This window comes from Haloferax sp. Q22 (assembly GCF_001482285.1).
In the GTDB taxonomy this organism is placed as follows: Archaea; Halobacteriota; Halobacteria; order Halobacteriales; family Haloferacaceae; genus Haloferax.
In genome coordinates this window covers 34,471-61,470 of record NZ_LOEP01000014.1, presented here as the reverse complement: position 1 = coordinate 61,470, position 27,000 = coordinate 34,471, and the positions used below count along the sequence as shown (strand labels likewise).

General features: G+C 65.6%; 23 protein-coding genes. 16 read left to right on the top strand and 7 right to left on the bottom strand.

All coding sequences use genetic code 11. The features are described 5' to 3' along the window. Positions 1-6 precede the first annotated feature (6 nt). The gene (locus AM590_RS04655; RefSeq protein ID WP_058826453.1) at positions 7-1,809 is read right to left on the bottom strand and encodes a hypothetical protein; all 1,803 of its coding nucleotides are present in this window, start codon (positions 1,807-1,809) and stop codon (positions 7-9) included. Positions 1,810-2,110: 301 nt separating this feature from the next. Between AM590_RS04655 and AM590_RS04650 the strand changes: the two genes are divergently transcribed. Then, positions 2,111-3,961 carry an asparagine synthase-related protein gene (locus AM590_RS04650; protein WP_058826452.1) on the top strand — a complete coding sequence of 617 codons (1,851 nt, stop codon included), beginning with the start codon at positions 2,111-2,113 and terminating at the stop codon, positions 3,959-3,961. Positions 3,962-4,090: 129 nt separating this feature from the next. Here AM590_RS04650 and AM590_RS04645 read toward each other — a convergent pair whose 3' ends face one another. From AM590_RS04645 to AM590_RS04635, 3 genes are all read right to left on the bottom strand, one after another. Next, positions 4,091-5,005 (bottom strand): DUF106 domain-containing protein, encoded by a 915-nt coding sequence (locus AM590_RS04645; RefSeq protein ID WP_058826451.1) that lies wholly within the window; start codon positions 5,003-5,005, stop codon positions 4,091-4,093. 120 nt (positions 5,006-5,125) lie between these two features. Next, a complete protein-coding gene (locus tag AM590_RS04640; RefSeq protein WP_058826450.1) occupies positions 5,126-6,184 on the bottom strand; it encodes a glycosyltransferase family 4 protein in 1,059 nt (352 codons plus the stop codon). A 228-nt stretch (positions 6,185-6,412) separates the two neighbouring features. Beyond that, positions 6,413-7,492 carry a DUF354 domain-containing protein gene (locus tag AM590_RS04635; protein ID WP_058826449.1) on the bottom strand — a complete coding sequence of 360 codons (1,080 nt, stop codon included), beginning with the start codon at positions 7,490-7,492 and terminating at the stop codon, positions 6,413-6,415. A 434-nt stretch (positions 7,493-7,926) separates the two neighbouring features. Between AM590_RS04635 and AM590_RS04630 the strand changes: the two genes are divergently transcribed. The 10 genes from AM590_RS04630 to AM590_RS04585 all read left to right on the top strand — a co-directional run bounded on the left by AM590_RS04630 (position 7,927) and on the right by AM590_RS04585 (position 18,795). Further along, positions 7,927-8,514, top strand: a complete 588-nt coding sequence (locus tag AM590_RS04630; protein ID WP_042663900.1) for a metal-dependent hydrolase — start codon at positions 7,927-7,929, stop codon at positions 8,512-8,514. Between the two features lie 182 nt (positions 8,515-8,696). After that, entirely contained in the window at positions 8,697-9,272 is a 576-nt protein-coding gene (locus tag AM590_RS04625; RefSeq protein WP_042663890.1) for an acyltransferase, read from the top strand. Next, positions 9,269-10,372: a DegT/DnrJ/EryC1/StrS aminotransferase family protein gene (locus AM590_RS04620; RefSeq protein WP_058826448.1), complete on the top strand. Its 1,104-nt coding sequence runs from the start codon at positions 9,269-9,271 to the stop codon at positions 10,370-10,372. Before AM590_RS04625 ends, AM590_RS04620 begins: the two co-directional genes overlap by 4 nt. Further along, positions 10,369-11,418 carry a Gfo/Idh/MocA family protein gene (locus tag AM590_RS04615; RefSeq protein WP_058826447.1) on the top strand — a complete coding sequence of 350 codons (1,050 nt, stop codon included), beginning with the start codon at positions 10,369-10,371 and terminating at the stop codon, positions 11,416-11,418. Before AM590_RS04620 ends, AM590_RS04615 begins: the two co-directional genes overlap by 4 nt. After that, on the top strand, positions 11,415-12,854 hold the full coding sequence (locus AM590_RS04610; RefSeq protein WP_058826446.1) for a nucleotide sugar dehydrogenase: 1,440 nt from the start codon (positions 11,415-11,417) through the stop codon (positions 12,852-12,854). The genes AM590_RS04615 and AM590_RS04610 overlap by 4 nt, the downstream gene beginning before the upstream one ends. Then, positions 12,851-13,936, top strand: a complete 1,086-nt coding sequence (wecB, locus tag AM590_RS04605) for a non-hydrolyzing UDP-N-acetylglucosamine 2-epimerase (RefSeq protein ID WP_058826445.1) — start codon at positions 12,851-12,853, stop codon at positions 13,934-13,936. The genes AM590_RS04610 and wecB overlap by 4 nt, the downstream gene beginning before the upstream one ends. Further along, positions 13,929-14,930 (top strand): polysaccharide deacetylase family protein, encoded by a 1,002-nt coding sequence (locus tag AM590_RS04600; protein ID WP_058826444.1) that lies wholly within the window; start codon positions 13,929-13,931, stop codon positions 14,928-14,930. Before wecB ends, AM590_RS04600 begins: the two co-directional genes overlap by 8 nt. Before the next feature lie 96 nt (positions 14,931-15,026). After that, complete coding sequence (locus AM590_RS04595) at positions 15,027-16,346, top strand: antibiotic ABC transporter permease (protein WP_058826443.1); 1,320 nt, start codon at positions 15,027-15,029, stop codon at positions 16,344-16,346. Positions 16,347-16,616: 270 nt separating this feature from the next. Continuing rightward, entirely contained in the window at positions 16,617-17,705 is a 1,089-nt protein-coding gene (locus AM590_RS04590; RefSeq protein ID WP_058826442.1) for a GNAT family N-acetyltransferase, read from the top strand. A 52-nt stretch (positions 17,706-17,757) separates the two neighbouring features. Further along, positions 17,758-18,795, top strand: coding sequence for a GNAT family N-acetyltransferase (locus AM590_RS04585; RefSeq protein WP_058826441.1), 1,038 nt, complete (start codon positions 17,758-17,760; stop codon positions 18,793-18,795). Between the two features lie 58 nt (positions 18,796-18,853). Here the strand turns inward: AM590_RS04585 and AM590_RS04580 are convergent, their stop codons facing one another. Further along, a complete protein-coding gene (locus AM590_RS04580) occupies positions 18,854-19,150 on the bottom strand; it encodes a winged helix-turn-helix domain-containing protein (protein WP_042663898.1) in 297 nt (98 codons plus the stop codon). Positions 19,151-19,622: 472 nt separating this feature from the next. Here AM590_RS04580 and AM590_RS04575 point away from each other — a divergent pair, with 472 nt between their 5' ends. Together AM590_RS04575 and surE are read left to right on the top strand one after the other, a co-directional pair. Continuing rightward, positions 19,623-20,546, top strand: a complete 924-nt coding sequence (locus AM590_RS04575) for a DUF6544 family protein (RefSeq protein WP_058826440.1) — start codon at positions 19,623-19,625, stop codon at positions 20,544-20,546. A gap of 30 nt (positions 20,547-20,576) precedes the next feature. Next, positions 20,577-21,452 carry a 5'/3'-nucleotidase SurE gene (gene surE / locus AM590_RS04570; protein WP_058826439.1) on the top strand — a complete coding sequence of 292 codons (876 nt, stop codon included), beginning with the start codon at positions 20,577-20,579 and terminating at the stop codon, positions 21,450-21,452. Positions 21,453-21,482: 30 nt separating this feature from the next. Here the strand turns inward: surE and AM590_RS04565 are convergent, their stop codons facing one another. Then, a complete protein-coding gene (locus AM590_RS04565; protein ID WP_042665409.1) occupies positions 21,483-21,887 on the bottom strand; it encodes a CBS domain-containing protein in 405 nt (134 codons plus the stop codon). A 187-nt stretch (positions 21,888-22,074) separates the two neighbouring features. Here AM590_RS04565 and msrA point away from each other — a divergent pair, with 187 nt between their 5' ends. The 3 genes from msrA (at position 22,075) to AM590_RS04550 (ending at position 24,751) form a co-directional block, all read left to right on the top strand. Further along, positions 22,075-22,608 carry a peptide-methionine (S)-S-oxide reductase MsrA gene (gene msrA / locus AM590_RS04560; RefSeq protein ID WP_058826438.1) on the top strand — a complete coding sequence of 178 codons (534 nt, stop codon included), beginning with the start codon at positions 22,075-22,077 and terminating at the stop codon, positions 22,606-22,608. A gap of 744 nt (positions 22,609-23,352) precedes the next feature. Further along, complete coding sequence (locus AM590_RS04555) at positions 23,353-24,180, top strand: ParA family protein (protein ID WP_058826437.1); 828 nt, start codon at positions 23,353-23,355, stop codon at positions 24,178-24,180. Further along, on the top strand, positions 24,173-24,751 hold the full coding sequence (locus AM590_RS04550; RefSeq protein WP_058826436.1) for a hypothetical protein: 579 nt from the start codon (positions 24,173-24,175) through the stop codon (positions 24,749-24,751). The genes AM590_RS04555 and AM590_RS04550 overlap by 8 nt, the downstream gene beginning before the upstream one ends. Before the next feature lie 533 nt (positions 24,752-25,284). On the opposite strand, the gene AM590_RS04545 is transcribed toward AM590_RS04550, so the two are convergent. Then, on the bottom strand, positions 25,285-26,535 hold the full coding sequence (locus AM590_RS04545) for an orc1/cdc6 family replication initiation protein (RefSeq protein ID WP_058826435.1): 1,251 nt from the start codon (positions 26,533-26,535) through the stop codon (positions 25,285-25,287). Positions 26,536-27,000: the final 465 nt, after the last annotated feature.

Genomic DNA, 27,000 nt, shown 5'->3' with positions numbered 1-27,000 from the left:
ACACCCCTACCCGGACACGTAGTAGAGGTCGGCCGCACCGTTCGACATGACGCGGTTCACGTTGGGCTGGTTCTGGACGGCTGTGAGATTCGCCGCGGAGTACCGGAGTTCGCGGTACGCGACCACCTCGCGGTCGTAATCGGTCTTCGAGACCATCAGATACCGCGGGCCGTCGTAGTAGCTCGGCAGGTCGGTGAGCGCCTCGTCGGGCGTCGTGAAGCCGAGCGCCGGCGTGGTTCGCTCGGGGAGCGCCTCGGCGAAGCGGTCGGGGTTCCCGCGGATACCCACGTATCGAATGTCCTCGTCGGACATCTCGAACGCGGTGTCGTACGCCCCCATCTGCTGGGCGGGGACGTGGTTCGAGGGGAGATAGATGTACGGCGACGGGAACATCACCATGAGCGTGAGCCCGATGACGAGCGCCGTCGCGACGGGCGTGCCGGCCTTGACCGCCCGCCCGTACTTCGACCAGTAGCTCGTCCCCGCGAGCCACTCGAACGCGTAGAACAGCCCGACGCTCCCGACGACGGTCGCGATAATCATCGCGAAGCCGACGTGGCGGAAGAAGAAGTTCGTCTCCGAGATGACGCCGAGGAGGTGCGCGAAGAAGTACGGCACCAACACGACGAGGCTGAACGTCAGCGTCCGCAGGATGGTCCGTCCCTGACCCGACAGCTGCGGGAACCGCCCGAACAGGACGCCGAGGAAGACGCCGAAGGTAATCAGGGCGTACACCGCGTTCACGAGGAACAGCTTCACGAACACATCGAAGATGCCGCCGCCGACGGCGGTGACGGAACCGGTGCGCTGGGAGATAGCCGTTCCGGCCTCGGAACTCCCCGAGAGAATCCCGAGCAACCCCTCGACGAACAGACCGCCCGTCGAGAAGCCGACGGTGTACTGCGTCAGCCAGTAGACGAAGGCCGCGGCGAAGACGATGGTCAGGCCGTACACCGGTCGCTGTTCGGCGACGGCGTCCGGGGTCCGCCAGCGCTGGACGAGTTGGATACCCGCGGCGACGACGAACAACACGAGGTAGTTGACGGCGACCTGCAGGTGGTACGACACCAGCGCGACCGTCCCGATGGCGAACAGGACGGAGACGGGCGTGATGTGACCGCGCCACCGGCTCTCGACGGCGTCGGTGCCGGAGAACTGGTGCTTGAAGAAGAGGTACAGAAGCACCAGTCCGAGGAACGACGCCAGCGAGTACGGGAAGAACATGAGCTTGAACCCGTTGAGGTTCACCGGTAGGAACAACAGCGCCGAGAACACGGCGATGAGGACCGCCCGACGGTCGGGGACGATGAGCGAGACGAGAAGCGGGACGAACACGAGGTAGACGACCGAGACGAAAAACACCACGAGCATCATCGCGGTGGTGATTTCGACGCCGAGGGCGGCGCTGAATATCCCAGCGGAGATGTGGCCGCTCGGGTAGACGATTTCGAGCGGCGTCAGCGTCTCCGAGGCGAGCGACTTCGCCCAGCCGAGGTGCGTCAACGAGTCGTTGAACCCGTAGAAGTAGTACTCCCGGACGAGCGGAAGGGCTGAGACCGCGGCTATCGCGAGGGCCGCCAGACCCACGCCACCGGCTGCGAACCGACTGTTCGGGGCGCGAACGACCACGACCAACGAGGTCAGTACCGCCACCGCCACGCCGACCCAGAAGACCACCGGAGTCGACTGGTAGATTGAAACCTCGTACGCGCGCGCCGGCGACGCGCGAGCGACGAGAATACCGACGGCTAGCGCGAGAAATCCGACGAGGAGGAGTGTTCTCGTGAGCCGCGAATCGCGTTGCTTCATCCCGTGAGAGAAGGCGAGTAGCGTAGTTTGTTATTGAGAATGTAATCGGTGTCGGCGGACGGTATGGACGTTCTTCCCCGCGTCTCGGGAGTCAGCAACCGAAGCGTCGGGCGTCGAGGGGCCATCCGAGGCAGAGACCCGTTCGAACCTCGGTTCCGGTCGGTTCGACGACGCTCGACGCCGCCGCACGGCCGTATAGGCGCGTGATAACAAAACCCGACGCACGCGGATATCGGGCAACGATGTTACTCACAGTAGTCACGCCACAGACCGCCGAGCGAACCGGACGCGAGGGTCTTCGATGACCGGCTTCGTCGGCGGCGTCCTCGACGCGGCGACGCTCGACGCCTGCGCGGCCGAACTCCACCACGAAGACTGGTACGAGTCGGCGACGCGGTCGACCGGCCGCTTCGGTGTCTCGGTCCTCCACCACGGCGCGAGAGACCCCAAGGGCTGTACCGTCTGGGAGGACGGCTCGCGCGTGGGAGCGATATACGGCGCGGTGACGAACCTCGACGAACTCGACCTCGACGCCGACGGGCTGTTCGCCCGACTGTTCGAGGACCCGCACGCGCTCCTCCCCGAACTCGACGGCTCGTTCCTCGTCGTCGGCGTCGACGGCGACGACGAACGCGTCGTGCTCGCCAGCGACAAACTCGGGACGCGACAGTGCTTCTACGTCGCGGGCGAGCCGTTCGCCTTCGGGACCGAGGTCGGCGCGCTGACGACCCTCCTCGACGACCCGCAGGTCGACGAGCGCGCCATCAGCGACCTGCTCATGATCGGGCACGTCTGGGGCGATAAGACGCTCGTGCAGGGCGTGAAGTTCCTCCCCTCGGGGTCCGTCCTCGACTACCGGGCCGGCGCGAGCCCCGAAATCGAGTCGTACTGGCACCACACGTTCGAACAGAGCGCCGACGACTCCTACCTCGACGACCTCACCGAGGCCTATCAGGACGTCATCGCCGACATGGCCGACACGATAGACGGCGATATCGGCTTGTGGCTCTCCGGCGGCCTCGACAGTCGCTCGATGGCGGGCGAACTCAGCCGCTACCACGACCTCACAACCTACACCTACGACTCGAACCCCGCGAACGGGAGTAACCTCGAACTCGCCGCGAAGGTCTCCAAGGTGCTCGGCCTCGAAAACAGGCGCGTCCCGGTCGAATCGGACGCGCTCGTCGACTCGCTCGACAAATCGGTCCAGCTGACCAGCGGGATGGTCGGCCTCTCGACGTTCGTCAACCTCGCGAACGTGTTCAACATCGAGGACATGCCCGACGTGCTCATCGAGGGCTGCGGGCAGGGCGGGATGATGGGCGACGGCATCGGTCGGGCCGCCGTCGAGGGAAGTAAATCCCCCGAAGCGGCGCTCTACCGCGCGAAGCACCGCATCGACGTGGACGATGCCCGGCGGCTCCTGCGGACGGAATTCGACCCGATGACGACCTACCGCGAGGAGGTGCGCAAGAGCGACCAGCCGGACCTCTACAGCACCGCGATGGACTGCTACTACCGCAACTACTTCCCGCGGTGCGACTTCGCCAGCAACCCCATCGCCGAGAGCCAGGCCGGCACGCGGGTCCCCTTCAGCGACACCGAGTTCCTCCGGGCCGTGACCCAGATGCCCCTCTCGCACCGCGTCGGCTCGGTTCCGTTCACCAACGGGAAGATTCCCGCGGGGACGGCCTACCCGAAGGTCGAACTGGTCCGCCGCCTCGACAGCCGACTCGCGGACATCCCCTACGAGCGGACGAAGGTCCCGCCGGCGCGCCCGATGTGGCAACACGCCGCCGGCTTCGTCGTCGGCACCTCCGTCGACCGCATCCGCGAGCGCCTCGTCGGCGACGTGCACACCTACGGCGGCCGCTCGACCATCGGCGACTGGTACCGGACGAACCGCGCGCTCCGCGAGCGCATCGACGACCTGCTCGACTCCGCCTGCGAGCGCCCGTACTTCGACGCCGACGAGATTCGTCGCCTCCAGCGCGAGGAGCTCACGGGCGAGGCCGAGCACATGAGCGCCATCTCCGGCATCATCACCGGCGAACTCTGGGTCCGCAAGTACATCGACCGCGAAGGCCGCGGCGTCGCTGAGGGTGCCGCGAGCGCGACGGAAGCCGAAGACGCGCCGCAACCGGCCGACTGAGGCCGGACGAGCCACTCAGCACGCTTTGCACGCTTTCTTTTTTCGGTCGGACTATCGGTTACACGGAGCGCGTCAGAACGACAGGAGGCGGACGACGCGACGCGTGCTGGAGACCACCGACCGCGTTCCTCACGCGGGGGTCTGGGCGGTGTTCTGGTCGAACAGCCGGCGAGCTGTTCGCTTGACTAACAGGTTGGAGGCGAGTGAACTCACGAAGTACCACACCATCCAAACTTGCATCGGTCCGACTAACCGCGCGCTCCAGATGATGCGGTCGGCTATCGGAATCACCGGTGCGGCCGTGACGATGGCTCCTGCGGGGTTCATCACGAACCACGACAGCCAGAGGAAGACGGGCACCGTGATGAGCATCGACCACACGATCGGCCGGAGGTTGTTTTTCATCGTCCCGAGTTGATCTCGCATCAGCTCCTGCTGACGCTCGGTGAGACGTTCCACGGCGGCATCGTCCCCGCGCTGCTTCGCGGTACTGAGTTTTTCTCGAATCCGTTGCATCTGCTCTCTCTGTGCGTCCATTCCGTCCTCGTCGAGGAACCGGCGACGGAAGCCCGTCGAGACGAGCGCAACCGCCGTCGCGAGAACGACGACGAGCAGCGGGAACGGAAGCACCCCGGCGAGCGGCCCGAGGACGAGGTCCATCGGACCGACAATCGCCGCTTTGATGGCTGGCACCTGATAGCCGGCCACGAGGGTGATTGCGCCCGCTCCGGCGAGTTTGTCGACCGGTCTCCACACCGATTCGTCAGTCGTCGGAGCGGGCTGAGTGGTCGCGGCGCCGACCTCGATACCCGCGTCGGCGAGTGCGTCCCGAACGGCTGGCGGGTCGTCGACGACGAACACGTCGTCGGCGGGCACGAGCACGCCAGTCCTGAGCAGCCGACCCCACGTCTCAGCGTCGACGGCATCGCTCACAGCGTCGTACGTGACAGTTCCATCGCCGCGCTCTGCGTGCGCGAGGACGCTCGCGAGCGCCCGACCACCGACGTCGTCCCGCACCAACGAGTCGAGTGCAGTGTCGTCCATCCAGTAACTGTAGATGAGTTAACATTAAAAACCTGACTCCGTTGACGGCCGCCAAAACGAACATCGAGAAGAGCGCCGTCTCCGCGGGGGCTTCGGAGAAAAGAAAGACTGGCCCCGACGCTACGCCGCGTCGGCGTACATCGCCACCAGCTCGTCCGCGTTCGACTGCCACGAGTAGCGCTCCTCGATGACCGCCCGGTTCGTCCGGCCCATGCGAACGGCCTCCTCGGGGTTGGAGACGAGTCGCGCGAGCGCCCGCGCCAGCTCCTCGGCGTCGCCGGGCGCGACGAGAATCCCGCGGTCGTCGGTGATGACCTCGGGGATGCTCCCGACGGGCGTGGTCACGATGGCGTTGCCGCCGGCCATGCCTTCGAGCATGGCGATGGGAAGCCCCTCCGCGTAGGTCGGGAGGACGAACACGGTGCCGCGGCTGATGAGGTCGCGCTTGTCTTCCTCGGAGAGGAAGCCGAGGTACGAGACGTTGTCGTAGGCGGCGGCGACCGCCTCGGCGCGGTCGGCGTGGGGGCCGCGGCCGCCGATGCTCACCTCGAAGTCGAGGCCGGGCGTGGATTCGAGTATCTCGACGGCGTCGAGGAACTCGCGGATACCCTTGCGCTCGATGAGGTTCGAGACGAAGACGAGGTGGACGGGGTCGGTCGGGTACGTCGGGTCGTACTCCGCGGGTTCGACGGCGTTGGCCATGACGTGGACTTTCTCCTCGCCGGCGAGTCTGGAGACGAGGCCGCGCCAGTACTCCGAGAGGACGACCACGTCGTCGACGGCGTCGAAGACGAGCGACTGGAGTCGGCGGACGACCCGCGAGTCGGTGGCGAGGAAGTCGTCGAACGACGAGCCGTGGATGTGGAGGACGACGGGGACGCGCCAGACGTACTTCGAAAACAGGGCGAAGAACGCCGCGCGGTAGAACGAGTAGGTGTGCGACGAGTGGACGTGGACGATGTCCGGGCGTCGCTGGAAGGGGAAGAGAACGACGGCAATGAGCGACGAGAGGAGCATTCGTGCGGCGAGTTCGAGCCCCTCACCCTTCGGCGCGGTGTAGCGCGTGTAGACGCGCACGTCCATCCGGTCTTCGAGGTAGCGACGCTGTTCGGTGATGTAGCGGTCGATGCCGCCGGTGCCTTTCGGGCCGACGATGAGGAGTGTTTGCTTGGGCTTCATGGGGTTGGTTCTGGTTGATTCTGCGGGTCTGGTCGAGGAATCGCGGGTCCGCGTCACGGGACGCGATCGAGGCGGGCGGAGCGCGCGCCGGTCGATGCGAGAAAATTGGGCGGTTCGGCGGTTAGTTATGGGTCGATTGACCGTCTCCGGGAGCGGGCAGACGCACCGGGCTGGGCTTCGATTGCGGCGGACGCCGCCGGCGTGGGGTCGGCGATGGCGCGACGCCGATTACGCCGGGACCGTATGCCTCGTCAGCGAGTCGACCGTCTCGACGGAGCCGTAGTTCAGCGCCACCTGGACGATGACGTCGGTGAGGTTGACCTTGTCCGCGAGGAACGCGTCGCGCTTTTCGGCCCAGCGGGCCTTCGCGCCGTCGTCGGCGAGGAGTTCCTCGGCGCGGGCCATCACGTCGTCGAACGACTTGAGGTTGGAGATGAGCCCCTGCCGTTCGAGTTCGACGAAGTTGCCCATGTCGTCGTCGCCGACGAAGGAGTTCGACCGGATGGCGGGCGTCCCGAGCAGCGCCGCCTCGGTGACCATGGTCTGGGTGTCGGCGACGAGCAGGCTCGCTTCGGCGAGCACGTCGTGGACGAGCGCGGGATGGAAGTCGAACGGCCGGGTGTCGAGGTCGCCGTCGCGGCGCTCCTCGCTCTCGTCGAGGACGAAGACGGTCGCGCGCTCGCCCAGCATTTCGATGAGTTCGCGGCGGCGCTCGGGGGTGAACCCGCCGTGGCCCACGTCGTGGTGCGAGCCGAACGCGTTGAACCGGACGACGACGAACTTCTCGTCGGGGGCGAGACCGAGTTCGGCTCGGATGTCCACCGAAGGCTCGTACACGTCGGGATGGAGGTAGGCCGTCTCTTTGAACCCGCGGAACTGGTAGTGGTTGTCCGCGAGGTCCTTCCCGAAGGTGTGGGGCGTCAGAATCGCCTTGGCGAACGGCCGGGAGACGACGTGGTCCAGCGAGGTCGGCTCGGAGTCGAGCAGGAGGACCACGGGCGTCCGCGAGACGGCCCCGGCGTGGGCCGCGTAGCCGCCCATCCCGAAGATGAGGTCGGGCTTGAACCGCCGCACGGCCCGGAAGATGTTGACGTAGTGGAACGGGAGCGACTTGAAAAGCGAGTACTTCGTCGTCCCGCAGGAGCCGTAAATCTCGTGCGGAAGGTCGTAGTACTCAAGCAGGTCCTTGGTACAGCCGTAGTCGCGGCCGAGGACGAGCACGTCGTGACCCATCGCCTGAAGCTCTCTGACGGCGTACTTGTAGAGGTGAACGTGCGCGGGCGTGTTGGTGAAGAACAGGTATCGCATACTCTCTGGCAGTTCCACGCGCCCCGCGGGAGTAGTTATACGGCGTCTACCCGCCGCCGCCGCTCGAATCCACGCCGACTTCCGGCCGCGAAAACCGCCACGAGGAAGTTACAGTCGCCATAACAAAACCCGGACGTGCACTCGGGTTCCCTGACCGGGCGCTCGCGCGCCGTTTCGCCTCAAATCGTTCGCATCGATGCGGACGGACGCAGTCCGCACTCGAGGTGAACGGAACGTCCTCCAAGCCGACCCCCGATGCGCCCCACAAATCAGATGTCTCAGACGCCTATCCCCACTCTCATCCCGCGACGACGAACCGCCAACACGGACCCGACGACGCGGCGTCACTCGACCGGAACGACGAATTGCCGACACGTAACGGCGGCTCGACCGACCGCAACGACGACGAACCGACCGACCGGGAGCGACCGCTGATGTTCCCGTGGGAGCACGCCGCTGTCGGCTACATCATCGTCTCACTGTGGGCGCGGGCGACCGACCGGAAGCTCGACGGCTGGGCCGCGCTGGCGGTGCTGTTCGGAACGCAGTTCCCCGACCTCGTCGACAAGCCGCTGGCGTGGTCGTTCGGCATCCTCCCGAGCGGTATCTCGGTGGCGCACTCGATTCTCGTCTCGGTGCCGGTCTCGATACTCGTCGTGGTCGTCGCGCGGCGCTACGGAGCGGCGACGGTCGGCGTCGCCTTCGCCCTCGGCTACCTCTCGCACATCCCCGCGGACCTGCTGTACAACGGCTTTTTCTTCGGGAACTACGACGTGATTCGGGCGTTCCTCTGGCCGCTGTCCCACGGCAGCGAGTCGTCGATGGGCGGCTTCTTCGCCCAGACGTGGTTCTACCTGCGCCGCTTCGTCGTCTTCCTCGGCCGACCCGAGGCGTGGGTGCTTGTCGCGTTCGAACTCGCGTTGCTCGGGAGCGCCGTCTGGCTCTGGCTGGGCGACGGCGCGCCCGGCGTGGCGCTTCTCAAGCGCTCCGTGACCGGAATCCGCCGCAGCGTTACGAAGTGACTGCGACCGGATTTCGGGTGGCAATCACTCCATAACAAAGCCCTCACCGAGACTGAATTTCGCTAAGGCAGGCAGACTCCCCGCCGACATGATATGAAATTCCAGATTTTCCAGTCGATTCGGCCGACCGCCGAGTCGACACAGACAGTCGATGGAGCGCGACCGACGCGAGGTGGACGACGATGAGCGCCGAGGTGGGCGTCGAATCCCACGTCGACGACGGCGTCACCATCGGCTACGGCGACGGTAACGACCCGATCATCGGCGACCGGGCGCGAATCCGCGCCGGCACCATCGTCTACGACGACGTGACCATCGGCGACGACTTCGTCACCGGCCACAACGTCCTCGTCCGCGAGCACACGACCATCGGCGACCAGGTCCTCCTCGGGACCGAGACGGTCGTCGACGGTACTACGACCATCGGGTCGCGCGTGAGCATCCAGACGAACGTCTACATCCCCACCAACACCCGCATCGGCGACGACGTGTTCGTCGGACCGGGCGTGGTGATGACGAACGACCCCTACCCGGTCCGCACCGACGCGGAACTGGTCGGCCCGACAATCGAGAACCACGCCTCAATCGGCGCGAACGCGACGCTTCTCCCCGGCGTGACCGTCGGCGAGGGCGCGTTCGTCGCCGCCGGCGCGCTCGTCGTGAACGACGTGCCGCCGCGAACCCTCGCCGTGGGCGTCCCCGCCGTCCACCGCGAACTGCCGGAGCAACTGCGGGGAGAAAACAGGATACGACGATGAGTTCAGACCACATCTCCATCGCTGCGCCCCAACTCGGCGCGGCCGAACGGAACCGGATCGCGGCCGTCCTCGAAAGCGGCATGATAGCCGACGGCCCCGAGGTCCGGGGCTTCGAGCGGGAGTTCGCCGACTACTGCGGGGCCGACCACGGCGTCGCCACCTCCAACGGAACGACGGCGCTCCACGCCGCGCTCCACGCGCTCGGCGTCGGCCCCGGCGACCGCGTCCTGACGACGCCCTTCACGTTCATCGCGACGGCCAACGCCGTCGCATTCACGGGGGCCGAGGTGGGATTCGTCGACATCGACCCGCGGACGTACAACATCGACCCCGACGCGCTCGAAGCGCGACTCAGGGCCGGCGAGCAGGTGGACGCGGTCATCGCGGTCCATCTCTACGGTCTCCCGGCCGACATGACGCGACTCACGGAACTCGCCGACGAGTACGACTTCCTGCTCGTCGAAGACGCCGCGCAGGCCCACGGCGCGGAAGTCGAGGGACGGCGCGTCGGCTCCTTCGGCGACGCCGCGTGCTTCTCGTTCTACCCGACGAAGAACATGACCACGAGCGAGGGCGGCATGATTACCACCAACCACGCGGACGTCGCCGAGCGCGCCGCCCGGTTCGTGGACCACGGCCGCGTCTCCGGCTACGAACACGCCGAGGTCGGCCACAACTTCCGCATGACGAGCATCGCCGCGGCCATCGGCCGGGTCCAGCTCGAACGCCTCCCCGAGTTCACCCGCGCGCGACAGGCGAACGCCGCCGCGCTCACGGAGTACCTCGAAGACTCGCCGGTCACGACGCCCCACACGCCGCCGGACCGGACTCACGTCTTCCACCAGTACACCGTCGCCTGCGACGGCGTCGAGCGCGACGCTCTCAAGTCGTACCTCGACGCGAAGGGCATCGCCACGGGCGTCTACTACCCGAAGCCCGTCCACAAGCAACCCGCGTACGAACACCTCGCGGTGTCGGCCCCCGTCGCGGAGGAAGCCGCGGCACGGGTGCTCTCGCTGCCGGTCCACCCCGGACTCAGCGAGGCCGACGTGGAACGCATCGGGACTGCGGTCGCCAACTACGTGGAGGTGGCGAGGTGAGCCGAGAACCCGACGGACTCCGCGCCGACGGCGGCCGAGAGCGCCCGGTCCGCGCGGGCGTCATCGGCGTCGGGTCGATGGGAACCAACCACGCGCGGGTCTACGCGGAGCTTCGCGGCGTCGAACTGGTCGGCGTCGCCGACGCGGACGCAGAGCGAGCCGCCGAGGTCGCCGCCGACTTCGGCACCGACGCGTACGGAATCGATGAACTTCTCGAACATGTCGACGTGGTGACGGTCGCGGTGCCGACGCCCTATCACGAATCGGTCGCCCGGCAGTGCATCGACGCCGGCGTCCACGCGCTCGTTGAGAAACCCTTCGTCGACGACCTCGACGCGGGCGCGGAGTTAGCCGCGCTCGCCGAGGACCGCGGCGTCGTGCTGCAGGTCGGCCACATCGAGCGGTTCAATCCGGCCGTCCGAGCCCTCCCCGACCTCCTCGACGGCGTCGAACCCATCGCCATCACCGCGAACCGGCTCGGCCCGCCACTGAATCGCGAGATGGGCGACGGCGTCGTCATGGACCTCATGATTCACGACATCGACGTGGTGCTCTCGCTGGTCGACGCCGAGGTCGACCGCGTGGCCGCGACCGCCACGCCCGACGAGCAGTACGCGACGGCGCAGCTGACCTTCGAGAACGGCGTCATCGCCTCGCTCACCGCGAGTCGGCTTACCCAGCAGAAGACGCGAACGCTCGACATCACCGCGCGCGACCGGCTCATCCGGGTCGACTACCTGAACCAGTCGGTCCAGATTTTCCGCCAGTCGCGGCCGGACTACCTCCGGGACAACGGGGGCGTCCGCTACCGCCACGAGGTGGTCATGGAACAGCCGATGATAAACACCGGCGAGCCGCTGAAGCGCGAGCTACAGGCGTTCGTGGACGCCGCGACCGACGGCGGCCCGGTCCTCGTCACCCCGGCCGACGGCCTGCGCGCCATCGAACTCGCCCGGCGCATCGAGACCGATGCCGAATCGGCGATTCGGAGCGTCGGGGCCGCGGCGGCCGCGGAGACGACAGAGACCCCGGAGGGCCGGCAATGAGCCGCGAGCACCCCGGACTGTACGGCTCCGACCGTTCGCCCGACGAACAGACGCGGGCCCTGCGCGCCGGCGAGGTTCCCGTCGCGGTGTACGGCCTCGGCAAGATGGGCCTCCCGCTGGCGGCCGTCTACGCCCGCGCGACGGGTAACGTCACCGGCGTCGACATCAGCGAGGACGTGGTCCGCGGCGTCAACGACGGCGAGTGCCACGTGGCGAAGGAACCGGGACTCCCCGAGTTAGTCGCCGAGCAGGCCGAACGCGGCGCGCTCCGGGCGACCACCGACGGCGTCGCCGCGGCTGAAGGAGCCGCGATTCACGTCATCATCGTTCCGACCCCGCTGACCGACGACCGCGAACCCGACCTCGCGGCGTTCGAGGCCGTCCTCGACAGCATCGCACAGGGCCTCGCGCCCGGCGACCTCGTCGTCGTCGAGTGTACCGTCCCGCCGGGGACGAGCAAAGACCTCGTCGTCCCGTACCTCGCGGAGCGAAGCGGTCTCTCAGCCGGCGAGTTCGGGGTGGCGTTCTGCCCCGAGCGGACCTCGTCGGGCCGGGCGCTCCGCGACATCACCGAGTCGCACCCGAAAATCGTCGGCGGCGTCGACGCCGAGAGCACCCGCGTCGCGGCGCTCGTCTACGGCGAGCTCACCTCGAACGAGGTGATTCCCGTGCGCGACGCGACGACCGCGGAGGCCGTGAAGCTGTTCGAGGGCGTCTACCGCGACGTGAACATCGCGCTCGCCAACGAACTCGCGCGGCTCCGCGACGACCTCGGCATCGACGTGACCGAGGCCATCGACGCGGCCAACACCCAGCCGTACTGCGACATCCACGCGCCCGGCCCGGGCGTCGGCGGCCACTGCATCCCGTGGTACCCGTACTTCATCACGAGCCGAGTCGAGGCCGAGACGCCGCTGTTCCTGACCGCCCGCGAGGTCAACGACAGCATGCCGGCGTTCACCGCCGACAAGCTCCGCGACGAGCTGGCCGCGGCGGGACGCGACATCGAAGGTTCGACCGTCGCCGTCCTCGGCGTCACCTACCGCCCCGGCGTCGCCGAGACCCGCGCGACGCCCGCTGCGGGCGTCATCGACCGACTGAACGAACTCGGCGCGACCGTCCTCGCGGTCGATCCGATGCTCTCCGACGAGGTCGTCGCGTCCTTCGGCGCGACCCCCGTCTCGCTCGCCGACCTGCCAACCCGCGCTATCGACGCGGCCGTGGTCGTCACGCCGCACGAGGAGTTCGACGGCATCGACTGGACCGCCTTCGACGACCTCGTCGTCGTCGACGGCCGCGGCACCCTCGGCGACATCGGCCACCGCGTGTACGAAATCGGCGGCGGACCGCGGGGCGAGTCGTCAGAGACCGACTCCGAGGCCGAGGCCGAAGTCGCAGTGGGGACCGACGCGCCGCACGGAGGTGCGAGCCGATGAACCGCCTCAAAGTGCTCTCGGTCGTCGGCGCGCGCCCGCAGTTCATCAAGGCGTTCCCCGTCTCCGACGCGCTCAGACGCGACCACGACGAGGTGCTCGTCCACACCGGCCAGCACTACGACGAGTCGATGTCGGGCGTGTTCTTCGACGAGCTCGACATCCCAGAGCCAGACTACAACCTCGGAGTCGGCTCGGGCGGCCACGCCGCCCAGACCGCCGAGATGATGACCCGTCTGGACGCCGTCATCGCCGACGAGGAGCCCGACGTGGTGCTCGTCTACGGCGACACCAACTCGACGCTCGCGGCGGCACTCGTGACAGCAAAGCGCGAGCCCGCGCTGGCGCACGTCGAGGCCGGCCTGCGGAGCTACAACTGGGAGATGCCCGAGGAGGTCAACCGCGTGCTGACGGACCACTGCTCGGACCTGCTGTTCGCGCCCTCCGAATCGGCCGCCGAGACGCTGGCGGCCGAGGGCATCCGCGACGGCGTCTCCGTCACCGGCGACGTGCAGTACGACGCCGTCCTCCGGGTCCGCGAGACCGCCCGCGAGCGGTCGTCGATACTCGCCGACCTCGACCTCCGAGACGGGGAGTACGTCCTCGCGACGGTCCACCGCGCCGCCAACACCGACGACCGCGACCGCCTCGAAGGCATCGTGGACGGGCTCGTGTCGTCGGAACTCCCGGTCGTGTTCCCGGTCCACCCGCGGACCGAGGGTGCGCTCGAAGCCAGCGGCCTCTGGTCGCGGCTCGCCGACGCCGAGAACGTCATCCTTGTGGAGCCGGTCGGCTACCTCGACTTCGTCCGCCTGCTCGACGGCGCGGAGCGCGTCGCCACCGACTCCGGCGGCGTCCAGAAGGAAGCGTTCTACCTCGACGCCCGATGTCTCACGCTCCGCGACGAAACCGAGTGGACCGAAACCGTCGACGCTGGCTGGAACGTCCTCGTCGGCGCGGACGCGACCGCGATTCGGGCGGCGCTGACCGATGACGACCCGCTTCCCGAAAAACCCTCGCTGTACGGTGACGGGAGCGCCGCCGAGCGAATCGTCGCCGCGCTCTCGGAGTACGAGAATGCGTGAGAAGAAGGGAGACTCGGATGCGCGAGATGACCTCCGCGTAACCCGCACGGAGCCGAGCGAATCCGGCCCCGGCTTCGCGGTCTGTCTGACCCACGACGTGGACCGCCCGTACAAGACGTATCAGGGGCTGTACTATGCGGCGAAGTCGAACCCCAGCTACCACCTCCGGACGCTCCTCCGGCGGGAGAACCCCTACTGGCAGTTCGAGGATATCATGGCGCTCGAACGCGACCTCGGCGTCCGCTCGTCGTTCTACTTCCTCAACGAGCCGAGCCTCCTCGAAACGGGGTCGCTTTCGGACTGGCTCGAACCGAAGAACTGGGTTGAACACCTCGGCCGGTACGACCTCGATTCGGCGTCGATAGCCGACGCCGTCCGCGACCTCGACGGGGGCGGCTGGGAGGTCGGCATCCACGGCTCGTTCCGGTCGTGCGACGACTTCGACCGCCTCCGAACCGAAAAGCGCGAACTCGAAGCGGTGCTCGGCCACGAAATCGTCGGCGGCCGCCAGCACCACCTCAAACTCGGGCCGAACACGTGGCGCTACCACCGCGAACTCGGCTTAAAGTACGACGCCAGCCCCGGGTCGAGTTCGGAAAACGGGTTCCAACACGGCTACCGGCCGTTCAGACCCTTCGACGACGACTTTGTCGTCTTCCCGCTGACGCTGATGGAGGTGTCGCTTCCCGACCCCGGGTCGGCGTTCGACGAGGCGTGGGCCGAGTGCGAGCGCCTCCTAGACGAGGCCGAGGCGAACGACGCCGTGATGACGGTGCTGTGGCACCCTCGGTACTTCAACGAAGACGAGTTCCCCGGCTACCGCCGGCTCTACCGCCGCATCATCGAACGGGCGCTCGACCGCGGCGCGTGGGTCGGCCCCGTCGCCGAGTACTATCGCGAGTTCCTCGCCGAGCGCGATTCCCGCGACGACTCGGGCGAGGCGGAGACCGACAGCGCGACCGCCGGCGGCACGAATCACTCGCTCTCTCAGTAGAATTCGACGGCGTCGGCCGGTATCGGCTCCATAACAAAGCCGCCAGCGGGCTTCCTCTCGGACAGCCAATACCCCTCAGAGAGGCTATTCTATATCATGAATCCACCATCGAAGCAGTATCACCGGGACGGCGACGCCGACGCCGACACGGAGCGACTCCAGCGGTACGTCGACGTACTCGACGACGTGCTCGACTACGCCCGCGAACGCGACTACAAAGGCTGGGACTACGGCGACGGCATGAGCAGCAGGCTCCTGCTGTCGGTTCCCATCGACAACCGCTGGTTCAACCTCGCGGTCCAGGAGTTCATCAAGCGCTCGCCCGTCAACGTCCGCCCGCTGTTCCTCGTCGAGAAGCGCCGAAACTTCAAGGGTATCACGCTGTTCGCCATGGCGAACCGAACCCGCGCCCAGTTGGCCGAGTGGTTCGACGGCGACCGCCCGGCGGAGACGTACCGCGACGACGCGGCCTCGCTGACGGAGTGGCTCGTCGAGAACCAAGCCAAGGGCTACAGCGGCTTCGCCGGTAGTCACCGCCACGTCATCCAGCATATCTCCGGCCGCAACGGCCCGCGGTCGGGGATTCCACACTCGCCGAACATCGTCTCGACGGCCTACGGCGTCAAGGCGCTCCTCGCGGGTCGGGAGTTCGACCCGGACTACCCGGACATCGCCAAGACCGCCGTCGACGTGATGCTCAACGACCTCAACTACCGGCCGAAGGACGACGGCGCAGTCATGGACTACTACCTCTCGCACCCGAAGGACAGCTACACCCTCAACGCGCTGGCTATCGGGGCGCGACTGTTCGTCGAGCTGTACGACTACTTCGGCGACGAGGAACTGCTCGAACGCGCCGAGAAGGTGTACGACTTCGTCGCGTCCAAGCAGACCGACCGCGGCGGGTGGTACTACCGCGAGCCTGCGAGCGCCTCGCACCTCTCGATGGACAACCACCACAACGGCTTCATCGTCGAGTGCTTCCAGCGCTACGAGCAACTCGTCGGCAGCGGTCGGTACGACGAGACGCTCGAACGCGGCCTCGACTTCTACGCCCGCGAACTGTTCGACGAGGACGGTGCGCCCAACTTCGACGAGGAGCACCCCTACCCCCGCGACATCCACGCGACGGCACAAGGCATCCTCGTGTTCACCTACGCCGGGCAGTACGACCGCGCCGAGCGCGCCATTGACTGGGCGCTGGCGAACATGTACGTCCCGTCCGAGGGTCGGTTCTACTTCCGCAAACACCGCTTTTACACCAAGCGCATGACGCTCATGCGGTGGTGTCAGGCGTGGATGGCCTACGCCATCGCCGAGTACGTCGCCACCAGGATCTCCGGAGAACCGACTCACGGCTACGGCATCGACGCCGACGGTATCGAGCGCCTACGGGCAACGGCAGAGACTCCCTGACGGCGGACAGGCCGGCGCGAACGCCGGCTAGTCGCTTCATAACAAATCCCCATCCTCCCGTCACAGTAGTTCGAGAATGTCTTTTCGAATGATACACGCTGACGCGGCCCGACCGGATCGCGGGTCGATTTACGGGGCCGCCGAGTCGGCGGGTGAATCGGCTGATTTCGGTCGAATTGGTCGGTTCGGACAGAGCGAACGCGACGACCGCAGTCGAGGGTGTCGACGACAACGGACGCAGCGCGAAGACCGCCGGTCCTCCCGCAGCCCATGACCATCGAGATTGTCGAGTTCGACCACCGCGACCGCGACGAGTGGGACACGTACGTCGAGCGGTCGAGTCAGGCGAGTCTCTTCCACCAGTACGAGGCGCTGCGACTGCAGGCGAAGTACTCGAACTCGAGACTTCACCTGCTCGTCGGCTTCAAGACAGAAGAGCCGGTCGGGCTGTTTCCAGTCTTCGAGATTCGGAAGGGACTGGTCAAGACGGCGTTCTCCCCGCCGCCGCACATCGGCGTCCCGTATCTCGGGCCCGTGATGCTCGACGCCGGCAACATCAAGAGCCGGAAGTTCGAGCGCCGCCGCAACCAGTTCATCGACGGCTGTACCGAGTGGCTGGACGAACACATCGGCCCGAACTACACGCACGTCCGCGTCGGCGACTACTACACCGACATGCGGACGTTCCTGTGGGGCGGCTGCGACGTGTCGCCGAAGTACACCTACAACGTCGACCTGACCCGGGGCGAAGAGGACCTCCTCATGTCGTTCAGCCGGAGCGCCCGGCGGAACATCCGCGACGGCCGAAAGCTCGTCTCGGGTGTCGAGGAGGGCGACCGCGACGACATCTGTTCGATTCTCACGCTGGTCAAAGACCGCTACGAGGAACAGGACCTGTCGTTCGACGTACCGCCGCAGTTCGTCATGGACCTGTACGACGCGCTCCCCGCGGGACAGGTCCGGCCCTACGTCTTCCGGTACGACGGGGCGTTCGTGAGCGGGATTCTCGTCCTGCAGTACGGCGACACGCTCTACCGCTGGCTCGGCGGCGTCAAACCCCAGCGGGACTTCGGCATCGACGTCAACGACCTGCTGGACTGGCGCATCATGCGCGACGGCATGGCCGCCGGGATGCACCGCTACGACCTCGTCGGCGCGAACAACCGCCGACTCAACCGCTACAAGAGCAAGTACAACCCCGAACTCGTCACGTTCTACCAGATCGAGCACGGCGCGCTCCCGGTCAGAACCATCGCGCACCTGTATAAGAGCCGCCTCGGCCCCGGCATAGAGATGCTGTCCCGGGGAAACGGGACGAGCCTCCCGTCGCGACTCGTCTCGGGGTTCCTCCACCGATGACGACCCGACCGACGTATCGCCCGACGACCATCCAATCACACGACTACGACACATGTCACAACTCCGTATCGAACCCCTGAGCCTCGACGAGTGGGGAGCCGCGCTCCCCTCGTCGGGCACCGAAGTCTTCCACACCCCCGCGGTGCTCGCCGCCATCGACGAGCACTTCGACGGCGAAATGCACCTGTTCGGCGTCTTCAAGGGCCAAGAACCGGTCGCGCTGTTCCCGACGTTCGTCCGCCGAAACCCCCTCGGACGGGTCGTCGTCTCGCCGCCGCCGTCGATGGCGATTCCCTACATCGGCCCGGTGATGATGCCGAACAGCCCGAAACAGAGCGCCTACGAGTCGGTGAACCGCGAGTTCGCCGACCTCGTGGTCGAGGAGCTCGGCATCCGCTCGAACCGGACGTTCGTCCGCCTGCTCTGTTCGCCGGCGTACCTCGACCCCCGTCCGTTCGAGTGGACCGGCTTCGCGGTCAAGCCCTCCTTCACCTACCGACTCGACCTCGGCGGGCGCTCGCTCGACGAGATACAGGCCCAGTTCAGCAGCAGCCTCCGCCGCGAGATTCGGCAAGCCCGCGAACTCGATATCACCATCGCGGACGAGGGACTCGACGGCGCTCGCGTCGTCTACGACGACGTAGTCTCGCGGTACGACGAGCAGGACGAACCGTTCGGAATGCCGTGGGAGTTCGTCGAGTCGCTGGTGGAAAACCTCGGCGACCGGTGTCGCGTGTACGTCGCCCGCGACCCAGACGGCGAGTACCTCAGCGGGATGATCGTTCCCTTCTCGGACGAGGTGGGCTACTTCTGGCTCGGCGGCGCGCGCGGCGAGTACGACGGCGTCAGCATCAACAGCCTGCTCCACTGGACCATCATCGAGGACATCGTCGAAGACGAAGCGCTCGCGTCGGTCACGAAGTACGACCTCGTCGGCGCGAACACGGAACGGCTCTGCAACTACAAATCGAAGTTCGGCGGCGAGCTCGTCCCGTACTACGTCGTCGAGTCGACCGGCGTCGGCATGAACCTCGCCAAGCGGACCTACCAGCTCCTGAACAAGGGGTCGGAGCGAATCGCGACGAAGTGAGTTGGTCGGTCGCACGACGCGCCAGATCTGCCGTGAGAAAGCCGCGAGACGGCCGCACTCACGTCATCTGCTGTGTCTGAATGACGTCCCAGATGTTCTCGGCGTCGTCGGTGATGCCGTACACCCGCCCTTTTCGACGCTGTTCCGGGACGAGGAGTTCAACGAGCGACCGGTCTCTGAGTTCTTGCAGCGCCCGCGAGACGTGAGCGACCGCGCTCTCGGAGTCGGTGGCGATTTGCGTCGGCGTCGCCGGACCCTCCGAGAGCCTATCGAGAACGGAGATGCGGTAGCGAGAGCTGATGACGAAGCCCACGTCGTCCCACGGCACGTCGTCGGTCTCGCCGACGTGGCTCACGCAACGCCCACCTCGCTTGGGGAAACGGGTCGGTCGGCTGTCCAGTCGGGGGTCGCTGTCAAGGGGGTTCGACGGCGAGTGGAGAAGGTGGCCCGGCAGGGGCGACGGCCCGCATCGCTCGCGGCAGTCGTGGCGGTCGCAGACCAGAGAGCCGTCGACCACGACAGAGACGAATCTACCGAAATTAGACGAGTTAACGGGAGATTAACCGCGATGTCGGCGGGTGCCCGGCGTGCCGGCCGCATCGGTTCGGTGCGCATTCGTTCGTTAGTACGAACTTAATTACATAAAGTCACCGTTTGAATTATATTCACGCGTTCGTGAGTATCTCGAATTTATGAACGTCACGTTGACAGGAATTTGGCCGGGGGAGCGCCGCTCGCGACGACACCGCCCGTGGCCGGAAGACGGTCTGCGTCAGACTGTGAGAGTCACGGCGAGACTCATATCGATCTCCCACGTACCGTTCGGTATGTCATACAAGCGAACGCTCGGACGACTCGGCCTCGCGCTTGTCGGCGGTGCGCTCGCCGTCGGCGCTCTCCTCGTCGTAATCCGGGCGCGCGCCGACGATACGGCCGCTCGACTGCTCGATGCACTCCGGCGAGAACAGGCCGAATCGACCACGAACGATGCGGGGGCGACAGACACGGCCGACCTCAGCGATCTGCCCGCCCCAGTTCGCCGGTATCTCGAACGCGTGCTACCGGGCGAGCACCCCGATGTCCAGTCGGTCCGGCTCCGCCAGACGGGTGAGTTCAGACTCGGCGACGCGGATTCGCCGTGGAAGTCGATGACGGCGACCCAGCACTACACGGTGGCCCCGCCGGGGTTCGTCTGGGACGCCCGAATCGATCTCGTGCCGTTTCTACCGGTCCGGGTCGTGGACGCCTTCGTCGGCGGTGTGGGGTCGTTGGAGGCGAAGTTCCTTTCGGTTATCACCGTCGCGGATGCCCCGCGCTCACCCGAGTTGGACGAAGGTGAACTCGCCCGCCACCTCGCCGAGATGGTCTGGTTCCCGACCGCGTTTCTCCCCGGCCACGGCGTCAGTTGGGAGCCGAGAGACGACCGTTCGGCCCGGGCGACGCTCGCCCACCGCGGCTCGACCGCGACTGTCGTGTTCCACTTCGACGAGAACGACGAGATAGTGCGCGTCACCGCGGACCGGTGGCGCGACACGGGGGACGGCGAGTTCGAGCGGTGCCCGTGGACGGGATACTTCAGCGACTACCGCGAACTGGACGGGGTTCGCGTGCCAACGACGGCGGAGGTGGCGTGGAACCTCCCGTCGGGCGACCTGCCGTACTGGCGGGCGACCATCGACGACGTGGAGTACGACCCGCTACCGACGGCGAGGCGGCGGTCGAATACGTCACCGGGTCCGAATCCGGAATAGCTACGACGGCCGGCAGAAATTCCCGAGTAGATGACCGACTCCTCGTCTCCGCTCCGAATCCTCCTCACCAACGACGACGGCATCGACGCGCCCGGCATCGCCGCCATGCGCGAGGAACTCACCGCAATCGGCGACGTGACCGTCGTCGCACCCGCTGAGAACCAAAGCGGCGTCGGCCGCGCCCGCAACGAACACGCGGTCCGCCGCGACCACCCGTGGGGGTACGCCCTCGAAGGAACCCCGGCGGACTGCGTCGCCTACGGGCTCCGCGGCCTCGACGCCGACTTCGATATCGTCGTCTCCGGTATCAACGACGGGCCGAACGCGGGCAACTACGTCGTCGGCCGGTCGGGAACCGTCGGCGCGGGCGTCGAGGCGGCGTTCCTCGGGACGCCGGCCATCGCCGTCTCCAGCTACCACGCGCGGGACTTCTTTTGCCACCCGCCCGAGGAGTACGATTTCTCCCGGCCCGCCCGGGTCGCCCGCGCCCTGACCGAGCGCGTCTTCGGCACGGACGTGTTCGACGAGGTCGACCTCCTGAACGTCAACGCCCCGGCGGACGTGCCACGTCCCCGGATGCGCGTGACCTGCCCCTTCGCGGACTACGACCAGCAGGTCGACCACCACGCGGACGCCGGCGCACTCCCTGACGGCGACCGCGAGCACGACCTCGACGACGGCGAGGTCTACGTCCGACTCCAAGACGTTTCGTGGCCCGACGCCGTCGGCTTCGAGAACCCGTTCCCGCTCGACGACGAACACCGCGACCGCTATCCGGTCGGGAGCGACCGCCGCGCGATGGTCGACGGCGAGGTGAGCGTCTCGCCCCTTGCGGTCCACCACGGCCACGCGACGGACCCGCGGCTGGCGAGCGTCGTCGAGAGCCTCTCCGAACAGGTGGAGTAACGCGGAGTTACCGGCAGGGAAAAGAACGCGTTACGACCGCGCCAGCTGTCCGGTCTGCGAGAGGTAGGCCGCGAGGTCCGAGGTGGTAATCATCCCGATGACGCCCTCCTCGTCGTCGACGACGGGCATGTGGTGAAAGCCGTGTTCGGTCATCGACTCCGCGACGGTGACGATGGAATCCTGCGCTCCCGCGGTAATCACGTCGGTGGTCATGTAGCGCTCGACGGTCGTCTGTGCTTTCGGCTGGCTCTTCGCGACGATGTCGACGAAGTCGGTCGTCGTCAGGATACCCTCGAGTCGGTTGTCCTCGTCGACGACGATGACCGAACTGATGTTGTTGTCCAGTATCAACTGCGCCGCGTCTTCGACGAGCGTGTCTGGGGTGACCGTGTGGAGGGTCGTGGACATGAGCCTCGCAACGAATACGTCTTCCATAGTAATTGCTGACAGACAGGGCGGTTAAATGTTGGCTTCGGGTACATTCCGGTCGGGAAAACCCACGGACGCGTCCGGGACTCGCTCGTCGGAGCGCCGCGTGGGTCGGCGGTCGTCCCGAGCACCAGACTTCGGCCGTGACTGCCCCCGCCGCGGGGCTTAATTCCTCGGCGACGTAACCGGACCTATGGGAAGCACACAGACTGCGACGTTCGGTGGCGGCTGTTTCTGGTGTGTCGAAGCCGCGTTCAAAGAACTCGACGGTATCAGCGAAGTCACGTCGGGCTACGCCGGCGGGAAGACGGAGAACCCGAGCTACGAGCAGGTCTGTTCGGGGAACACCGGCCACGCCGAGGTCGTGCAGGTGGAGTACGACCCCGCGGCCGTCGGCTACGACGAACTGCTCGAGGTGTTCTTCGCGGTCCACGACCCGACACAGCTCAACCGACAGGGACCGGACGTGGGGACGCAGTACCGCTCTATCGTCCTCTATCACGACGACGAACAGGAGCGACAGGCGTCGGCCTACATCGAAGCCCTCGACGAGGAGTACGACGACAAGGTCGTCACGGAGTTGGCTCCGTTAGAGACGTTCTACGAGGCCGAGGAGTACCATCAAGACTACTTCGAAAAGAACCCCGACGACGCGTACTGCCAGTTCCACGCGAGCCCGAAAATCGAGAAGGTCCGCGAGAAGTTCGCCGACAAGCTCGCCAACTGAGACGAGACGACGGACAACACCACTGTGTCCGCAGTATCTGCGGGGGAGAGACGCTGAATATCGCTTTCTTCGGTTCAGTTTGAATCAGGCGGCGGCCGGAACGAAGTTCGCACAGTCGACACCGGGCGGACTTCGAGGATGGTGTAAACTGCGGTGACAGTGCAGACTTCGAGGAGAGCGTGAACTTCGAGCGCAGTGGAAACAGCGAAGAGAGTGCAGACTGCCGAAGCACTCCAAACGGTTCGAACGGTGGAGGAATCTGAAACCGTCTGGGAAGTTCGCACCGCTTACGAGTTCCAGACCGTGTAGAACGTGTACAAATTGTAGAATTTGCACGAAGTATAGAGGTTGTGGAGTGTTGAGGTAGTCTACACCGCGAAAGATTCGCACAGTGTGAAAGATTCGCAGATCGCGAGCGATGTTTGGAAACCGAACGCCCCGGACGAAGCTGAAACAGTCCACAAACGGAGAGCGCAGGCGAATCACCGGATACCGACAGGCGACAGGCGACAGTTTACAATTTTTAAAATTTGTAAACATTGTAGAATTTGTAGAATGTAGAAGCAGTCCCAACGGTTCAAAAGTCGTGGATAAAATTATGTGGTACGCCGCGGAAGGTCCGTTCAAGTCCCTCAAATGTCCGCACAGTCCACAGTTCAAACGGAGTTTGCACCGCCCAAACGGCAGACACAGCGTAGACTGTGTACAATTTGTGAACATCGCGCTCCGCAGGAGGCTCGATAGATGTCGCGAGCCGTGAGCGTCTCGCTCCAGAAAGGCGGCGTCGGAAAGACGACGATTGCCATCAACCTCGCCGACGCGCTCGCCGCACGGGGGAACGACGTGCTCTTAGTCGACCTCGACCAGCAGGGGAACGCGACCGAGGGCGTCGGGATGAAAGACGCCTACGAGTCGTCGGAGCCGAACGTCGGCGACGTGCTGACCGACGACGAGCCCGTGGACGTGCGCGAAGTGATACGCGACCGCGAGGGCTTCGACGTGCTTCCCGCCCACGTCGACCTCGACGATATCGAAGACCGAGTCCGGAACTCGACGTTCGGCGTGCTCTGGGTCCGCCGCCGAATCGTCGACCCGCTCTTGGACGACGACGAGTACGACTACATCGTCATCGACTCGCCGCCGAGCCTCGGCCCGCTGTCCGACGCGGCGCTCATCGGAACCGGGAACGTCGTCGTTCCGCTCCTCATGAGCGAGCCGAGCGTGAGCGGCTTCGAGCGGATGTTCGAACAACAAATCGGACCGATTCGCCGCGAGGTCGACCTCGACATTCTCGCTATCGTCCCCAACGACCTCACCGGGAACAACGAAGAAAAGCGCATCATTCGCGACCTCGAAGACTCTCCCTTCGAGCAGTTCATCCCCCCGTTCGCCCGCTCGGAGCTGTTCGACGACCCCGACTCCAAGGGACCGGGAATCAGACACCGAATCGCGTTCAGTCGCGCCTGGCGCGACGGGAAGACCCTCCGGGAGTACGACCCGTCGAACGACATGCTCGACCGACTCGACCAGCTCGCGGAGATCGTCGAACGCGGAGGAACCGACGATGCCTAAGGAAAACCGGTTCGCCGGCCTCGGCGAGGCGATGGAATCGGAATCGGAATCAGACGCAGAACCCAACGACGAGCAGCCCCCGGGCGAAGACACCCCCGACGGGTCTGAGAAGTCGGAATCCGAACCAGCAGTCGAACCCAAGTCCGAGGGCGACGCTGCGCCCGATTCGAACCCCGAGGCCGCCTCGGAGTCAGACGAAACGAGCGAGAGTGACGACGCGGGCGAAAGCAGTGGGACCGCCGAGAGCAGCGAACGCGATGAACCCGGAGAGCCGGCCGAGTCGACCGCGGAAGAAGACGGCCCGGAAAGCATCGACGAGACGGAGCAGACGACGGAGGCAGCGGGCGGTCCGGCGTTCGAGTTCGAGGCGACGACCGCGAAAAGCATCTACGTCCGAACCGCGACGCTCGACCGACTGGACGACGCCGAGTTCGAGGTCGAATCGCACCTCCGCCGGGAACACGACGTGCGCGACCTGACCGGCCGCGAGTTCCACGACGCTCTCGTCCGCGTCGCCGCCGAGTATCCCGAGAAAATCGCCGACGCCGTCCTCGAAACTCGCGAGGAGTGAGAAGCCGAAGAGTCGAACAAAACCGACTCGAACATCCGGAGAACAGCGGACAATGTGGTGTTCGAGACCGACAGTCCGCCGGCCGGTTATCGAAACGCTCGATGACAACCGACAGCGGAACGGAGAAAACGACGGCTGAGAACCGCGGCGTCCGCTGTTGTCGCAGACGCGGAGTGAACGTCGCTTTCGAACGTGGAAAGACGCGACATCGAACACCGGTATGTCCGCTGTTGTACGGCTAGCGAGCCGCTGAGATGGCCGCTATCTGGTGAACAGTTGGTCGCGTAAGTTAGAAACACCACACTGTCCGCTGTTCGAACAAGCGGCGAAAATAGCCGATTTACTGCGGACATCGTGGTGTTCCGAGCGGTCGGAAATCGGTAACGAAATCGGTCGGTGAACCCGAACGAACGCATGCTGCTGAAGAACGAATCGAAGTAGCAACCACTTCCAAAACACGGCAGAGAACCGCTCCGACGGAGGTGGGTTCGAGACTAACACCATCATGTCCGCAGTAATTTCAGTCGGGTCGTCTACTGCTGGATGAAATCGTCGAGCGTGCTCGTCTTCTCACCGTCGAGGAAGGGTTCGACCGTCTCGTGGACGCCCACGAGTTCGATGGTGTCGCGCATGGCCGAGACGATGAGCCCGACGTCCATATCGAGGGCGTACTCGCGGTACGTCCCGCCGCGTCGGCCCTCGTTTCGCTCGGTGACGGAGACGATTCCGAGCATCGCGAGCTCGCTGAGGTGGTCGCGCATCCGTCGCGGGACGAGCGGGTCGCGGTTGGCGAGTTCGGTAAACCGGGTGTATCGGGGCCGAACGTCGCGGGAGCGAATCGGCGTCTCGTCTTCCAGCTCGAGCGTCAGAAGCGAGTAGAGGACGAGGTGACCGTGTTCGGTCAATCCGTTGATTCCCTCTTTGATGCGGCCCCGCTCGAGGGCGCGCCGACCGCGTTTCACGTGTTCCTCCTCGATACGGTCGGTGTCGTCGTCGCGGGCCAAATCGCCGGCTTTCATCAACAGGTCGATGGACTGGCGGGCGTCACCGGCGTCTTTCGCGCCGTAGGCGGCACAGAGCGGAATCACCTCGTCGGAGAGGACGCCCTCGCGGAACGCAACCTTGGCACGCTGTTCGAGGATGGCGCGGAGGTTCTTGGCGTTGTACGCGGGGAAGTGAATCTCCTGTTCGCACAGGGAGCTTTTGACCTTCGGCGAGAGGTCGTCGCGGAACGAGAAGTCGTTGGAGATGCCGATGAGACCGACTTTCGCGACGTCCAGGTTCCCGTTGGCGCGGGCCCGCGGGAGTTGATAGAGGATACTGTCGTCGTTGACGTGGTCGATCTCGTCGAGAACGATGATTATCGTCCCGCCGCAGTCGTCGAGTTCCTGCCAGAGCATCTCGTAGACGGACCCGAGCGGGTAGCCCGTCGTGCTGATCTGGTTCGACTCCGAACGGAACTCGTTGACGAGTCGGGTCGCGATCTGATACGAACTCGTGAGTCCGTCGCAGTTCAGGAAGACGACCCTGAGGTCGATGTCGTCGTAGTGGCTCGCGTCCTCACGGAGGTGCCCGAGTAAGTACCGCGACGCGGCGGTCTTGCCGACGCCGGTCTTCCCGTAGAGGAAGATGTTGTTGGGCTGTTCGCCGTTGATAACCGGTTGCAGCGCAGCCTGGAAGGTACGGAGTTCCTCGTCGCGCCCCACGAGTTCCTCGGGCTGGTAATCCTCGCGGAGGGCGTCCCGATCCCGATAGATCTCGGTGTCCCGCTCGAATAGGGGCATACTACCACGGTTCGACCACTTCGTTGATAAAACCACCGTGTCCGGAGTGTCCGCTGTTCTCGTGTTTTATATACTCGACCGGGGACACACCCCCTCCACTTTGTCCGCTGTTCTGGGAAACGAAGGTAACCGGTGGAACAACTGGACGGAACCGCGTGCTTTGATATAGAGAAAGATTTAATATATAATAGCTTAAACTAAGTCCGTAATACAGGCAATTATAGTAATTGTATGAGGGCTGTTTGGAGACGACCCTTTTTGTTCATCTCTGCAGGAATCTAAACTAACCCGACTGATTGAAAACCGACGGGAGAGAACCAACTCACGACGAAGGGGGGTACCGCCTCACGCCAAGAACAGCGGACAAAGTGGTGTGAGTGTTCCCCGTTTCACACCGTCTCACCCCTACGTTCACACTCACCGAGAACAGCGGACAAAGTGGTGTGGGTGTCAACCATCAAACCA

What these genes read in the sequence shown, in the direction of transcription:
- AM590_RS04550 (WP_058826436.1), top strand. Translation starts at nt 24,173, where the DNA reads ATGCCTAAGGAAAACCGGTTCGCCGGCCTCGGCGAGGCGATGGAATCG.
- AM590_RS04590 (WP_058826442.1), top strand. Translation starts at nt 16,617, where the DNA reads ATGACCATCGAGATTGTCGAGTTCGACCACCGCGACCGCGACGAGTGG.
- msrA (WP_058826438.1), top strand. Translation starts at nt 22,075, where the DNA reads ATGGGAAGCACACAGACTGCGACGTTCGGTGGCGGCTGTTTCTGGTGT.
- AM590_RS04595 (WP_058826443.1), top strand. Translation starts at nt 15,027, where the DNA reads ATGAATCCACCATCGAAGCAGTATCACCGGGACGGCGACGCCGACGCC.
- AM590_RS04645 (WP_058826451.1), bottom strand. Translation starts at nt 5,005, where the DNA reads ATGGACGACACTGCACTCGACTCGTTGGTGCGGGACGACGTCGGTGGT.
- AM590_RS04575 (WP_058826440.1), top strand. Translation starts at nt 19,623, where the DNA reads ATGTCATACAAGCGAACGCTCGGACGACTCGGCCTCGCGCTTGTCGGC.
- AM590_RS04610 (WP_058826446.1), top strand. Translation starts at nt 11,415, where the DNA reads ATGAGCCGCGAGCACCCCGGACTGTACGGCTCCGACCGTTCGCCCGAC.
- AM590_RS04555 (WP_058826437.1), top strand. Translation starts at nt 23,353, where the DNA reads ATGTCGCGAGCCGTGAGCGTCTCGCTCCAGAAAGGCGGCGTCGGAAAG.
- AM590_RS04585 (WP_058826441.1), top strand. Translation starts at nt 17,758, where the DNA reads ATGTCACAACTCCGTATCGAACCCCTGAGCCTCGACGAGTGGGGAGCC.
- AM590_RS04655 (WP_058826453.1), bottom strand. Translation starts at nt 1,809, where the DNA reads ATGAAGCAACGCGATTCGCGGCTCACGAGAACACTCCTCCTCGTCGGA.
- surE (WP_058826439.1), top strand. Translation starts at nt 20,577, where the DNA reads ATGACCGACTCCTCGTCTCCGCTCCGAATCCTCCTCACCAACGACGAC.
- AM590_RS04545 (WP_058826435.1), bottom strand. Translation starts at nt 26,535, where the DNA reads ATGCCCCTATTCGAGCGGGACACCGAGATCTATCGGGATCGGGACGCC.
- AM590_RS04620 (WP_058826448.1), top strand. Translation starts at nt 9,269, where the DNA reads ATGAGTTCAGACCACATCTCCATCGCTGCGCCCCAACTCGGCGCGGCC.
- AM590_RS04600 (WP_058826444.1), top strand. Translation starts at nt 13,929, where the DNA reads ATGCGTGAGAAGAAGGGAGACTCGGATGCGCGAGATGACCTCCGCGTA.
- AM590_RS04640 (WP_058826450.1), bottom strand. Translation starts at nt 6,184, where the DNA reads ATGAAGCCCAAGCAAACACTCCTCATCGTCGGCCCGAAAGGCACCGGC.
- AM590_RS04565 (WP_042665409.1), bottom strand. Translation starts at nt 21,887, where the DNA reads ATGGAAGACGTATTCGTTGCGAGGCTCATGTCCACGACCCTCCACACG.
- AM590_RS04630 (WP_042663900.1), top strand. Translation starts at nt 7,927, where the DNA reads ATGTTCCCGTGGGAGCACGCCGCTGTCGGCTACATCATCGTCTCACTG.
- AM590_RS04635 (WP_058826449.1), bottom strand. Translation starts at nt 7,492, where the DNA reads ATGCGATACCTGTTCTTCACCAACACGCCCGCGCACGTTCACCTCTAC.
- AM590_RS04625 (WP_042663890.1), top strand. Translation starts at nt 8,697, where the DNA reads ATGAGCGCCGAGGTGGGCGTCGAATCCCACGTCGACGACGGCGTCACC.
- wecB (WP_058826445.1), top strand. Translation starts at nt 12,851, where the DNA reads ATGAACCGCCTCAAAGTGCTCTCGGTCGTCGGCGCGCGCCCGCAGTTC.
- AM590_RS04650 (WP_058826452.1), top strand. Translation starts at nt 2,111, where the DNA reads ATGACCGGCTTCGTCGGCGGCGTCCTCGACGCGGCGACGCTCGACGCC.